The sequence below is a fragment of the Saccharopolyspora sp. NPDC003752 genome (assembly GCF_053605825.1).
The window spans coordinates 214,052-226,364 of the sequence record NZ_JBSGJZ010000007.1 but is presented as its reverse complement, the minus strand read 5'-3'; the positions used below and the strand labels follow the sequence as shown (position 1 = coordinate 226,364).

The 12,313-nt window shown below is 67.5% G+C and carries 11 protein-coding genes and 2 pseudogenes; 7 read left to right on the top strand and 6 right to left on the bottom strand.

From position 1 onward, the window contains the following. Nucleotides 1–261: 261 nt before the first annotated feature. The 3 genes and pseudogenes from ACWEV3_RS12245 to ACWEV3_RS12235 form a co-directional block, all read left to right on the top strand. Nucleotides 262–657, top strand: a pseudogene (locus ACWEV3_RS12245) (GP88 family protein); the annotation flags it as partial. Nucleotides 658–700: 43 nt separating this feature from the next. Then, entirely contained in the window at nucleotides 701–1,060 is a 360-nt protein-coding gene (locus ACWEV3_RS12240; protein WP_452613896.1) for a hypothetical protein, read from the top strand. Then, nucleotides 1,018–1,487: pseudogene (locus ACWEV3_RS12235) on the top strand (transposase); the annotation flags it as partial. The gene ACWEV3_RS12240 and the pseudogene ACWEV3_RS12235, both read left to right, overlap by 43 nt. On the opposite strand, the gene ACWEV3_RS12230 reads toward ACWEV3_RS12235, so the two are convergent. Beyond that, the gene (locus ACWEV3_RS12230; RefSeq protein WP_452613895.1) at nucleotides 1,454–2,533 is read right to left on the bottom strand and encodes an IS110 family transposase; all 1,080 of its coding nucleotides are present in this window, start codon (nucleotides 2,531–2,533) and stop codon (nucleotides 1,454–1,456) included. The pseudogene ACWEV3_RS12235 and the gene ACWEV3_RS12230 sit on opposite strands and share 34 nt — an antisense overlap. 466 nt (nucleotides 2,534–2,999) lie before the next feature. Here ACWEV3_RS12230 and ACWEV3_RS12225 point away from each other — a divergent pair, with 466 nt between their 5' ends. Both ACWEV3_RS12225 and ACWEV3_RS12220 read left to right on the top strand, forming a co-directional pair. After that, nucleotides 3,000–3,626: a DedA family protein gene (locus ACWEV3_RS12225; protein WP_452613894.1), complete on the top strand. Its 627-nt coding sequence runs from the start codon at nucleotides 3,000–3,002 to the stop codon at nucleotides 3,624–3,626. A gap of 38 nt (nucleotides 3,627–3,664) precedes the next feature. Continuing rightward, nucleotides 3,665–4,207 (top strand): phosphatase PAP2 family protein, encoded by a 543-nt coding sequence (locus ACWEV3_RS12220; RefSeq protein WP_452613893.1) that lies wholly within the window; start codon nucleotides 3,665–3,667, stop codon nucleotides 4,205–4,207. 1 nt (nucleotide 4,208) lies between these two features. Here ACWEV3_RS12220 and ACWEV3_RS12215 read toward each other — a convergent pair whose 3' ends face one another. Together ACWEV3_RS12215 and ACWEV3_RS12210 are read right to left on the bottom strand one after the other, a co-directional pair. After that, nucleotides 4,209–5,495, bottom strand: coding sequence for an ATP-binding protein (locus ACWEV3_RS12215; RefSeq protein WP_452613892.1), 1,287 nt, complete (start codon nucleotides 5,493–5,495; stop codon nucleotides 4,209–4,211). Between the two features lie 114 nt (nucleotides 5,496–5,609). Beyond that, nucleotides 5,610–6,305 carry a response regulator transcription factor gene (locus tag ACWEV3_RS12210; protein WP_452613891.1) on the bottom strand — a complete coding sequence of 232 codons (696 nt, stop codon included), beginning with the start codon at nucleotides 6,303–6,305 and terminating at the stop codon, nucleotides 5,610–5,612. 317 nt (nucleotides 6,306–6,622) lie between these two features. On the opposite strand from ACWEV3_RS12210, the gene ACWEV3_RS12205 reads away from it, so the two are divergent. After that, the gene (locus ACWEV3_RS12205; RefSeq protein WP_452613890.1) at nucleotides 6,623–7,843 is read left to right on the top strand and encodes a COG4705 family protein; all 1,221 of its coding nucleotides are present in this window, start codon (nucleotides 6,623–6,625) and stop codon (nucleotides 7,841–7,843) included. Nucleotides 7,844–7,905: 62 nt separating this feature from the next. Here ACWEV3_RS12205 and ACWEV3_RS12200 read toward each other — a convergent pair whose 3' ends face one another. The 3 genes from ACWEV3_RS12200 to ACWEV3_RS12190 all read right to left on the bottom strand — a co-directional run bounded on the left by ACWEV3_RS12200 (nucleotide 7,906) and on the right by ACWEV3_RS12190 (nucleotide 10,497). Then, nucleotides 7,906–8,841 carry a sensor histidine kinase gene (locus ACWEV3_RS12200; RefSeq protein WP_452613945.1) on the bottom strand — a complete coding sequence of 312 codons (936 nt, stop codon included), beginning with the start codon at nucleotides 8,839–8,841 and terminating at the stop codon, nucleotides 7,906–7,908. A gap of 515 nt (nucleotides 8,842–9,356) precedes the next feature. Beyond that, complete coding sequence (locus ACWEV3_RS12195; RefSeq protein WP_452613889.1) at nucleotides 9,357–10,043, bottom strand: response regulator transcription factor; 687 nt, start codon at nucleotides 10,041–10,043, stop codon at nucleotides 9,357–9,359. A gap of 109 nt (nucleotides 10,044–10,152) precedes the next feature. Continuing rightward, nucleotides 10,153–10,497: a hypothetical protein gene (locus tag ACWEV3_RS12190; RefSeq protein WP_452613888.1), complete on the bottom strand. Its 345-nt coding sequence runs from the start codon at nucleotides 10,495–10,497 to the stop codon at nucleotides 10,153–10,155. A 190-nt stretch (nucleotides 10,498–10,687) separates the two neighbouring features. Between ACWEV3_RS12190 and ACWEV3_RS12185 the strand changes: the two genes are divergently transcribed. Further along, complete coding sequence (locus ACWEV3_RS12185; RefSeq protein ID WP_452613887.1) at nucleotides 10,688–12,232, top strand: bifunctional DedA family/phosphatase PAP2 family protein; 1,545 nt, start codon at nucleotides 10,688–10,690, stop codon at nucleotides 12,230–12,232. Nucleotides 12,233–12,313 lie beyond the last annotated feature (81 nt).

The following is a 12,313-nucleotide window of genomic DNA, read 5'->3' as shown; positions in this document are numbered from 1 at the left end:
GGCGGGCAACCTATCGCACGCCCGCCGGGCAGGAGCCGCAGACAGCCCGCAGTGGCAACAGCCTCTCACCCGACGCCCACTTGGATCTCGGTGCCATCGTGGGTCCACGCCGCACTCAACCCTGAACGTAGGTAGGCGACCACCGGACGGCTAACCATGAGCGACACGTCGACCAAGAATTCACACGAGACTCGTTACGAACATGTACGCTTCGAATCAGCGCAGGTCACAGGCACAAAACGGGTCTGCTCGGTCGGTAAAACCAAGGAAATTCGTCGCTTCAGAGCACTCGTCGAGCCTAGCCCGCCAGGGAACTTCCTGTGGGTGTACTCCTACGGCGGCACACAGGACTCCGAGCTGACCGTCTCCGATCGCGTGGCCGACGTGTTCCCCGACGAGGCCTCCATCGACGCCGCGGGTTGGTCATCGCAGGATGCCTCGGACTTGCTGGCTGTGCTCGGCCCCAAGCTGGTGGGAGTGCCGGCCAACCGCATCCCGCACTTTCTGCGTCGCTTGCAGGGCCGCCGGTTCTCAGAATGGCAAGCCGAGGTCGACGCCGAACGCCACATCCGACACATCGCACGGGTGCAGGCGATCACCAGCGCGCGATCCGCGCGCCGCCGGATGCCGCCTGAATCGGGATCGAAGGCTGCCTGACCCGCTCTCGTGTACGAGCTCACTTCTTGGAGGAGACCACTCCATGAAATTGAGACGCTCTGTTGTGGACAGTCTGGTCGGCGACTTGCTATCCGATCCGTGGGGCGCGATCCAGACGCTCCTCACCACGGCGTGGTCGTGGGTCCACTCATGGGGGTTCGTCGCGCTGCCGGCACTGCTTGTCGTCGCGGTCGGATCGTGGGTTCTGCATCGGTGGCGGTTTCGCCAGTACCAGGACGCGCTGCATGAGCGGGCCCGGGTGGTGACGATCGAACCGTTCGTGGAGTATTGCCGGGTTCGGCTTGCGGATGATCCACATCTGTGGGCCTCAACGCTGCTGGATGAGCTGCGGGAGCTGGGGTTTACCGGCTCGATGAGGAGATCGCTGAACTCGACGCCCTGATCGAGGCCAAGTTTCGCGAGCATCCCACCGCCGAGGTGATCCTCAGCCTGCCCGGCATGGGCACCAATCTCGGCGCTGAGTTTCTCGCCGCCACCGGCGGCGACATGGACGCCTTCGGCGCGCCGACCGCCTGGCCGGCTTCGCCGGCCTGGCCCCGCAACCCCGTGACTCCGGCCGCGTCAGCGGCAACCTGCGCAGACCCCGCCGCTATCACCGCGGATTGCTGCGGTCGATGTACCTCTCGGCCATGGCCAGCCTCAAGGGCTGTCCGGCGTCGAAGGCCTACTACCAGCGGAAGAGAAGTGAAGGGAAGGGCCACAAACAAGCCCTGCTCGCGCTCGCCCGCCGACGCCTCAACGTCCTGTGGGCAATGATCCGCGACGGACAGTGCTATCAAGGTTCACCTCCCGTTACTGCGGCGGCTTGACAACACGATTGGGAAGTCCTTTTTGGATAGTCCTTTTTGGATAGTCCTTGTTGGGCGCGTTTGTGCACGTAGTCGCGGGTGTGTTGGTCATGGCGCATGCGGACGAGGATGATCTGGTGCAGGGCTTTGTTGGCTTGGCGGTCGCCGCCGCGGTTGAGGCGGTGGCGGTCGGTGCGTCCGGAGGAGGCCGGGAGCGGGCTGGTTCCGGTCAGTGCGGCCAGCCCGGCTTCGCTGTGCAGCCGGTCGGGGTTGTCGCCGCAGGTGATCAGGAGTTGGGCGGCGGTGTCGGGGCCGACGCCGAACAGGGCGGTGGTGGCCGGGGCCAGGCGGGTGGTCAGCGCTTTGAGTTGGTTGCCGAGGCGGGTGATTTCGCTGGTGAGGGCCTGGATGCGGTGCCCCAGTTCGCGCAGGGCCATTCGGGCGGCCTGGGCCGGGTCGGCGGTGTCGTCGGGGGCTAGTTCGGCGCAGGCGGCGGCCAGGCGGGTGGCTGAGAGCCCGCGCAGACGTACGCGGAGTTCATCGTCGGCGGTCACCAGCAGCCCGCGCAGGGTGTTGATGGCGGCGGTGCGGGCCTTGACCGCGCCGGCCCGCACGGTGTGCAGCACACGCACGGCTTCCACGCTCCCGTTCTGGGCTTTGGGGATCGCGGTGGCCTGCCCTGCCAGCACCGCGCGGGCGGCAGCCGCGGCGTCCAGGGGATCGGATTTGCCTTTGCGGCGCCGGGTCGAGCGGTCGGGCCGGTTGACCTCCCACACCCGCACCCCGCTAGCGACCAGGAACCGCGTCAGCCCGGCCCCGTAGGAGGCGGTGCCCTCCACCCCCATACCGATGATGTGCCCGAACCCGCACAGCCATGTCAGCAGCTGCTGATACCCCGCCGGGGTGACGGGGAACTCCGTGTCCGCCAGCTGTCGGCCCGTCGCGTCGAACACTGCCGCGTGATGGGTATCCCGGTGAGTGTCCACCCCGCCGACCACCCGTAACGCCGATGCGGGCTCCGTTGTCGCCACCGACGCCGGTTGTTCCTGCTCGCCCTGATCAGTCATGCTTGCTCCGTCTTCGCGTCACACGTGAGACACGGCGCCGGGCCTGTGCTCAGTGGACAGGACAGTGACGGGCATGCAGTGCAGTGCAGGCTCCTATGAAGTCACACCACGACAGTCCCGGCGCCCCCGAACTCGGTGACCGCCGGGACGCCGACAGATCGAAACCAAGACAGCCCACAGGCGTCAGCGCGAAATCGAGCCAGACACCCCGGACGATCACCACCCACATCATCACTGCGCGAAATCGGCGCCCCGCCTCTACGTGGATTGCCGTTTTCGCGCGCTATCGAGCGCGTCTCTCGGGATCCGCTGAGCGGAGTCCGAGGTTGGGCGTTCCAGGGAGGCCCTGGGGTGAGCACGCCGCGGAAGGCAAACTCCCGGTTTGCCTTCCGCTCACTTCTCGCTTGCCGAGGCGGTCGTAGGTTGGCCGTGATTCTGGTGTGGGCAAGGGGAGGAAAGGGACGGGATGCATGCGCTGGCGGTGAACGTGCTGGATTCGCGGTCGTTGGTGACCGGGTTCGGGGCGCTCGGTGTGTTCCTGGTGCTTTTCGCTGAAACCGGATTGCTGATCGGCTTCTTCCTGCCGGGCGATTCGTTGCTGTTCACCGCAGGGGTTCTCGCGGCCACCGGTGCGGGCGGCTCGTCCCTGCTGCCGTTGCTGGTGGCTGCGGCGGCTGGGGCGCTTGCAGGAGCACAAGTCGGTTATCTGATCGGCAAACGCGGTGGGGCAGCGGCGCTCAGGCGGGTGCGCAACAAGCGCCTGCACGAGGGTGTGGGGCGAGCAGGGCGATTGCTGGAGCGCTACGGCTACGGCAAAGCCGTTGTGCTGGCCCGTTTCATCCCGATCGTGCGGACCGTTCTGAACCCGATGGCGGGGATGACCGGGGTGCCGTCGGGAGTGTTCGCGCTGTGGCAAGTCGCTGGCGGTCTGTTGTGGACAGTCGGCGTGATGCTCGCTGGTTATGCGCTGGGGGCGTCGATGCCGAACATCGACAGCTACTTGCTGCCGGTGATCGCGGTGATCGTCGTGGTGTCCCTGATCCCGGTGGGGTGGGAGGTGTATCGGTCGCGCCGGGCGCCCGATGCTTCGTGAGCGGAGCGGCTTTCCCGGACAGTGACGGATACGTGGCCGTGACGCAGTTCGCGCAGCGGACGCCTTGGCTCTGGGAACCGATGATCCTGTTCACGACCTTCGGCGTGGTGGCTCTCGCCGTCGCGGTATTGTGGATGCTGTGGTGGGCGCGCAGAGGTGATCCCACGGCGGTCGCGAAGGTGCTGTGGGTGGGCACCGCGGTGGTAGCTGCGTATGCGGTCGACAGCGTTGTGAAGTCCCTGGTGGCCGAGCAACGTCCGTGCCGGGCGTTGCAGGACGTGGTGACCGTGCTGCCCTGTGACGGCATCACCGACTACTCCTTCCCGAGCAACCACGCGGCCATCTTCGCCGCTTTCGCAGCAGCCACGCTGTTCATCCGCCGGAGCTGGGGTGTCTTGGCCGTGGTCGCCGCGCTCGTGATGGCGTTCTCCCGCGTGTACGTCGGTGCGCACTACCCGCACGATGTACTCGCTGGCCTCATCGTCGGAGGCGTGGTCGGTGGCGCGTGGATCGTCGCCCGTCGTCCCCTGACGGCAGGCATTGAGCGGTTGCGGACGAACAGGCTTCGCGGCGCCGCGTGAGCTAGCCGCGGGCCGGTGCGTCGGCGATCGGGAGCAGCAGGGTGAAGGTCGGCGGGGCCGGGATACGCAGCCACAGCCGGCCGCCTTCGGCTTCGGTGAGGTTGCGGGCTAGGGCCAGCCCGATCCCGTGTCCGACGCCTTCTCGGCGGCGGGTGAACGGGTCGTCTTCGGGGGCGATGCCGGGTCCTTCGTCGGAGACGTCGATGGCCAGCACGTCCCCGGCCTCGCGCACCGCGACGGTGACGGTGCCTCCGCCGTGTGTCGTGGCGTTGTCCAGCAGGACTGAGAGCACTTGGCGGACGGCCGCGGCGGAGGCGTCGGGGTGCACGTCCCCGGGTGTCGAGACATGCAGTTCTCGCCCTTTCGCCGCCAGGAGGGCTGTCCAGTCCTCCTGGACTTCGGCGAGCAGTTCGTCGAGGTCGGCGGGGTCGGACTCCGGCCTGGTGGTGCGGGCTAGGAGCAGCAGGTCGTCGATCGTGCGCTCCAGCCGGTCGGCTGCTTCGATGCTCGTGCGGATCGCGAGCCTCGGGTCGGTGTCGTGCGAGTCGAGCGCGGTCTCGAGCTGCAGGCGCAGTCCGGTCAGCGGGGTGCGGAGCTGGTGCGAGGCGTTCGCGGAGAACTCGCGCTCGCGGGCGAGGATTTCGCCGAGGCGCTGTGCGGTGATCTCCATCGCCGAGGCGACCGAGTCGATCTCCGGGACGCCTGCCCGGCCGGGACGCACGGTGAAGTCCCCGTCGCCGAGCTGCTGGGCCGCGAGGGACAGCTCGTCCAAGGGACGGGTGAGGCGGCGGGCCATGCTGTGGGCCATCAACCAGGCCACAGCCCCCGCTACCGCGGCCAACCCGGCCATCGCCGACCACGTCAGGGCGGTTCGCAGGTAGACCTCGCGGTACGAGGAGGCCGCGCGCACCACGCCGGCGACAGTGTCGCCGTTGGGGACTGGGACCGCTACAACGAGGTCGCCGCCCGCCGAGCCTGTGACCACACCGCCACCCGTTGCGGCGCTGACGGCCTCATCCACGGCTGGGCCATCGCCGCTTTCCAGCCTCCCGGCTGGCGAGTACAGGCTGAGCCGGGTGTCGGACTCGGTCGGAGGCAGCTGCGGGGGAAGCTGGTCGCGGATCAGCCCGGCCGTGATGGACAGCGCGGTGGCCTCGGCAGCGCGCTCCAGTTCCGCCCGCTCGTCGTTGAGGTAGTAGCGCGCGACGGCGATGCCGAGCGGCAGGCCGAACAGGCCGATCGCCAGCATGGCTGACAACACCGTGAGCGTCACGATGCGCTTTCGCATGGTCGCCCTCCTCGTCCATTCGACCCGCACCACCTTTGGTCGCCGGCGCCGCCAGCAGCCGTCCCTGGCGTTCGCCTGCTGCGTGGCGCTGAACCCACGAAGCTCGGTTCGCGTTCAGCTCGCCGTGTTCTCCAGCCGGTACCCGTGACCGCGCAACGTGACGATCTTCGGCACGTGCTCGGGAGAAGCAGCGGCAGCGCTGAGCTTTCGGCGCAGCGCTGCGATGTGCACGTCGAGGGTCTTGCTCGAGCCGTACCAGTGCTCGTCCCACACCTCGGTCATCAGCATGTCGCGGCTCAGGGCCACGCCTGGCTCGGCCGCCAAGCGAGCCAGCAGGTCGAACTCCTTCGCCCGAAGCGTGACCTCCTGGCCGTCGACGCTCGCGCGCCTGGCCGCGGTGTCGATGCGCAGATGCCCCACCGCGATGACTGCTTGGTAGCTGGCTGCCGGACCGCGTCGGAGGTGCGCGCGGATGCGGGCCAGCAGCTCACCCAGGCGGACTGGTTTGGTGAGGTAGTCGTCGGCTCCGGCTTCCAGCCCGACCACCACGTCCATCTCGTCGTGGCGCGCGGTCAGGATCACCAACACGCACTGCGGCTGTGTCTCGCGCAGCCGGCGGCACACCTCCACACCGTCCAGATCGGGCAGGCCGAGATCGAGCAGCACGAGGTCGAACTCCCGCCGGCCCGCGAGCTCCAGCGTGTCCTGCCCGGTGTGCTGCCAGGAGACGTCGTAGCCGTGCGATCTCAAGCTCGATTCAAGAGCTTGTCCGATCGTGTGGTCGTCCTCCACCACCAGAACCCGGAACATGCGTGCAGGATATCGACCGACCTGTGCCGTTCGCTGCGCTGCGGGAGGGCTGGCTCCGGGATGCCGTCGAGCCAGATCGAGGTCCGAGGTGAACTGCTGCGCCATCCGTTGCGATGGGCACTGTCCGCTTTCCCTCGCTTTGCCGTTAGCTCACCATCCCCTCTCTAACGTCTCGGGCGAAGGGGCAACCACTCCTGCCCCGCCCAATGCCGTTCTCGGGTTCGCACCCGTGCCCGCTGACGCTGCCGTCACGGGCGTTGAGACCGTTCCAAAGGATCTACCCGCCGTGGCGATCGGATCGAGACAAGGGGTCCACTATGACCACTCGGAGCCGCCTAGCGCCGAGCTGCCTGCTCCTCAACAAAGTTCCGGAAGTCACAGTCTATTTCTGGATCGTCAAGATGCTGTGCACGACCGTGGGTGAATCGGCGGCCGATTTCCTGAACGTCAACCTGGGCTTCGGTTTGACCGGGACGTCCGTGGTCACGGGTGTGCTGCTCGTCGTCGCTCTGATCTTCCAGTTTAGGGCGAGCCGGTACGTACCGGGCGTGTACTGGTCGACGGTGGCGCTCGTGAGTGTCTTCGGCACTTTGGTGACGGACAACTTGGCAGACAACGTCGGCGTGCCGCTCGAAACGAGCACGCTGATCTTCAGCGCTCTGCTGGCCCTCACCTTCATCGTGTGGTACTCATCCGAGCGAACGCTGTCGATCCATTCCATCCTGACCCGACGACGAGAAGCGTTCTACTGGCTTGCGATTCTCTTCACCTTCGCTCTCGGCACTGCAACCGGTGATCTCATGGCCGAGGTTCTCGGCCTCGGCTACCTGGTGACGGGGATCATCGTGGCCTCGCTGATCACTATCATCGCGATCGCGTGGCGCTTGGGGCTTAGCTCCGTCCTGTCCTTCTGGATCATCTACGTCCTGACGCGACCGCTCGGCGCGTCGATCGGTGACTACCTATCCCAGTCGCAGAGCCAGGGCGGGCTCGGATTGGGAACGACGGTGACGAGCGTGATCTTCTTGCTCGGGATTCTCGGCATCGTCATCTACCTCTCGATCGCGAAGGTCGACGTCCTCCCGGCCACCGATACCGCCGATGCTGCCGAGGAGGGGGAGCGGGGCGGCTTGTGGCAGACCATCGTCGTGCTGGCGCTCGTGCTCGTGGTGGCAGGGGGCGGGTACTTCGTGCGCAAATCCGCGCTGGAAGAGGACACGTCAGCTCCGGCCGCAGCTGCGCAGGGAGACCGCGCAGCATCGCTTTCATCTCTCGGGGATCTGGGGAAGTTTCGCGAGATCACCCAGAACACGCTGGATCTGTTGAACGCAGGCAACCAGGCCGGTGCCACGACCCGCGTCGACGATCTCGAAACCGAGTGGGACGACGCCGAAGCCCGCTTGAAGCCGAAGGACAACGCGACATGGAGGCGCATCGACGGCAAGATCGACGCTGTGCTGCGCCAGCTCCGGTCGACGAGCCCGGACCCGAACGGCGAAAGGGCTGCGCTCACAGCATTGCTCGCTGATCTCGGCTGACGCTCGTTTCAGCGCTGGAGGCTGCTGGAGGATCGCCAGTTGGACGTCGTGTGGAACTCAAGCTACGCCGAGGGCGATGTGCCTTGTGCGGGCAGGGGAATGCGAAGCCGGAAACAGGTTCCGCCACCGGGTGCGCCGACGATCCTCACGTCGCCATCGTGCGCGGTGACGATCTCGTGCACGATGGCCAACCCGAGTCCCGCGCCGCCGCTCGAGCGTTGGCGCGCGGTGTCGAGTCGGACGAAGCGCTCGAAGATGCGTTGGCGGTCCGTTTCCGGGATGCCCGGCCCGTCGTCGGTGACCTCCAGCACCGCGTGGGTGGCGTCGTAGGTGACGCTCAGGTCGACGGTGGTGTTCGCATGACGGGCAGCGTTGTCGACGAGGTTGCGGATGGCGCGGGACAGCGCGGCCGGGTCGGCGTGGACCTTGACCGGGCGGAGCCTGGCGTGCACGGCCAGTTCGGTGGTCTGGGCCAACCGCGCGCGTTCGGCATCGACGAGATCGTCCAGGTCGACTTCAGTGCGGTGCAGCGGCAGGCGGTGCTCGTCAACACGGGTCAGCAGCAGCAGGTCGTCGACCATGCGCACCATCCGGTCGACTTCGTGGCGCATGACGTCGAGCTGGTTGGCGTCGAGGTGCTGGCGGTCGGCGATCTCGAGGCTGGCGCGCAGGGTGGCCAGGGGGCTGCGCAGTTCGTGGCTGGCGTCGGCGATGAAACGTCGCTGCGTGGTTTGGGCGGTTTCCAGGCCTGCCAGCATGCTGTTCATGGTGTCGGCGAGTCTGGCTATCTCGTCGCGGGTTCCGGGCACCGGCACGCGGCGGGCGAGATCGGCTTGGCTGACCTCGGCGACCTCATTCCGGATTGCTTCCACCGGCGCCAACGCGCGTCCGGCGAGCCAGTACGTGATGCCGCCGACGACGAGGAGCAAGATCGGGAATCCGGTGGCGAGGAGGACGGCGGCCGCGTTGACGGTGTCCTCCGTCTGGCCCAGGGACATCGCGGCGATCACGGTGTAGTCGCGGCCCTCGCTGCGCGCGCCGACTGCCGAGACCCACCACGGGTCGTCGTCGCCCTGCGGTTCGACGCGGAGCTGGGCAACTTGTCCCGCGGCAAGCCGCAGCGGCGGTAGGGCGAGGTCCTCGGATCCCCGGCTGGCTGCCACGGTCCGCCCGTTCGCATCGATGATCCGTGCTACTCCGTCGCCGCCTACCGAGTCGGGCCAGCTCTCGTCGTTGTGAACGCCTTCGCTGGCGAGTTGGGCGGCGACCTGCTGGGCACGTTGCAGGGCGGCCTGCGCGACGGTGTCGGTGGCCTGCTGGCGTAGCTGCAGCACCAGAACGAGCCCGCCGATGGCCAGCGCGATGCCGGTGGTGGCCACGGCCACGACCACGGACCGCCAACGCACTCCCATCTGCCTCGGCTGCAGCCGTTCGGCCTTGGGCCGAGCGCGTCGCGTGGTCGCCCTGCCGAGCAGATCGGCCAGCCAGCGGAAAGGTCGCACGCGCATCGGCTTCAACTCGCACGGCCGCCGTCGGCGAGCAACCGGTATCCGACACCGCGGATCGTCTCGATGCTGTCCCGCCCGAACGGTTTGTCGATCTTGTTGCGGAGGTAGCGGATGTAGACCTCGACGACGTTGTCGTCGCCGTCGTAGTGCGGATCCCATACGTCACGTAGGATCTCCGCTTTGCTCACCACTTCTCCGCAGTGGCGCATCAGGTATTCCAGCAGGCTGAACTCCCGCGGGGTCAGCCGGAGATCTGAGCCGGCCCGGCGCACGACTCGCCGGCCCGGGTCCAGGCTCAGATCCCCGGCCGTCAGCGTCACCGGGCGTTCCGGGGCGCCCCGGCGAACCAAGGCGCGCAACCTCGCCAGCAGGACGACGAACGAGAACGGTTTGGTCAGGTAGTCGTCGGCACCGAGGTCGAACGCGTCGGCTTGGTCGTACTCGCCGTCCTTGGCGGTCAGCATGAGCACCGGGGTCCAGACGTTCGCTCGCCGCAGCTCTTCGAGTACCCGGTAGCCGTTCAAGCCGGGGAGCATGATGTCGAGCATGACGACGTCGTAGCCGCCTTCCGACGCCCTCGACACAGCCGCGAGGCCATCGGAGACGAGGTCGACGACGAAACCGTCGGCTACCAGACCACGCCGAATGGTCTCGGCGAGCCGTGGCTCGTCTTCCACCACCAACACTCGCATGCAGCCTCCCCGGTCGCCTCCAGGATGCGCGCTACTTGCTGAGAGCGCGCTGAGCGACGGCCCGCCGACGCTGGCGGCAGCGTCGGCGGGTGTCCGGGGCCACTTGTCCTCAGTGCCCGGGGGCGGTTGCCGCAGGCTTGCCGTTGTCGTCCCGGTGCTCGCCCTGTTCCTGGCGGTCGGCGGAGTCGTTGTCCTTGCCCTGCTGTTCCTGGCCATCGGCCTGCTCGGCTTCCTGCCCGTCGGGCTGTTCGCCGTCCTCGGCTTCCTGGCCATCGGGTTGTTCACCGGGCTGCGGTGCGTCGGCCTGGTCTCCCGGGGACTCGGGAGCATCCGAGCTGATTCCCGGCTGCGGCGCGGGCGCGGTGTTGGCCGAGGCTACCGCCGTGCCGATGCCGAGCCCTCCGGCGAGCAGGCCGGCCGCAGCCAGGGTCAGGATCTTGATGCGCCTGGTCATATCTCCTCCATGTTCGTTGCGGACGTCGACAACAGTGCCCGCACAGCGCTGAGCAACTGCTGAGTGCGGCTGAGCGCCGTTCTCAGCGTCTGCTCAGCGGGACTGGTGCATCGTGAAGTGGTGACAAGGCACCGAGGGCTGGGAGAGTGCCGCGCGGGAAGCCGCCTTCGAGGCTCGACCTGGAGGCGCGATGATCGATGAATTGGCCCGACACATCCTCGGTGTGCCCGGATGGGCCTTGTTGCTGATCGTGTTCGTGCTGCCGATGTTGGAGTCCTCGGCGTTCGTCGGGTTCCTCTTCCCCGGCGAGATCGCAGTGCTGCTGGGCGGTGTGATGGCGTCCCAACAGCGGGTGGGGCTCGTCGCGGTGGTCCTGGCAGCCGCGTGCGGGGCCATTGTCGGCGACACGATCGGCTACGCCGTAGGTGCCCGCTACGGCCGGCGCCTGCTACACGGCACCCTCGGCCGATTCGTTCGGCACGCACATCTGGACAGGGGGGAGCGGTATCTCGCGGAGCGGGGTGGGAAGGCTGTGGTGTTCGGCCGCTTCACCATGGCCTTGCGGATCGTGATCCCTGGGCTGGCCGGTATGGCTCGCATGCCGTACCGCACCTTCGCCCTGTACAACATCAGCGGCGGCGTCCTCTGGGCGATCGAAACCGCGCTGCTGGGGTATTTCGCTGGAGCGAGCTGGCGTTACGCTGCGCACCTCGCTGGCACGGTCGGCCTGTTGCTGTTGGCACTGTTGGTCTTCGGGCTTGTGGTGTCCCTGGTCCTGCGCGCTGGCCTGCGCCGCTACGGGGATCTGCCCGGCGTCGCCCTTCGGCTGGCCACGACCCGCTGGGCTCGTTGGCTCTACCGGCACTTCCCGGTGCCGATGCGCTGGCTAGCCAGGAGAATGGATCCGCGCGTTCCCTCTGGCCTGGCCTTGACCACCGCAGCGCTGGGCGCTGCTGTCGGTGCCTGGATCTTCGGCGGCCTGGCCCAGGACGTCCTCGAACGCGAGGAGGCCGCCCGACTCGATCCGCTCGTCGCGGCATTCGTGGTCTCGCACCGCGCCGACTGGATCAACATGGGAATGCAGGTCGTGACCTGGCTGGGCTCGAGCGTCATCTTGGTGCCGCTTCTGCTGGTAGCGACCGAGGTTCTCCTCGTAGGACACCGTGACCTGCGCGCCACGGTGCAGATCTGGGCTGCATTCCTGGGAGCCATGGGCTTGTCCACGATGTTCAAGGCGATCGTCGATCGGCCCCGTCCGCCGCTGGCTGAGGCGATCACGCACGTGACCGGAGCAGCGTTCCCTTCCGGTCACGCCACCCAGGCCATCGCCACCTGGGGCATGCTGGCATTCGTACTCGCCCGCGGCCGCTCGCCCCGTGCCCGCACCCTGGCGGTCGCCGCCGTCATGGTCGTGGTGCTGTTCGTCGGCCTCTCCCGCGTCTACCTTGGCGCCCACTGGCTCACCGACGTCGTGGCCGGCTATGCGCTAGGAGGGACCTGGCTCGCGGTCCTACTCGCCGTTGGCCTCAGCCCAACGCCAGAACCCGAATCCCCGAAGCAACAGCCACCCGCTAGAGCAACCGACCAGGACGCTCACGAAAACAACGTCCAGGATGCCAAGGACACGGACTCCCACCCGGGTCAGGACGGAGAGTTCCGTGATGTTGGGCCGGAGATAGCCGGACGGACAGCCCAGATAGCGATGAGCGAGAGCGCCATCCAGCCTGCGGTGTAGAGGAAGGCTGCTGTTGCGGGACATGAGGTTGTTGACGTCTGAGCAGGTCTTCAACTCGTCGTAGCGATGGTGATGGAAGAT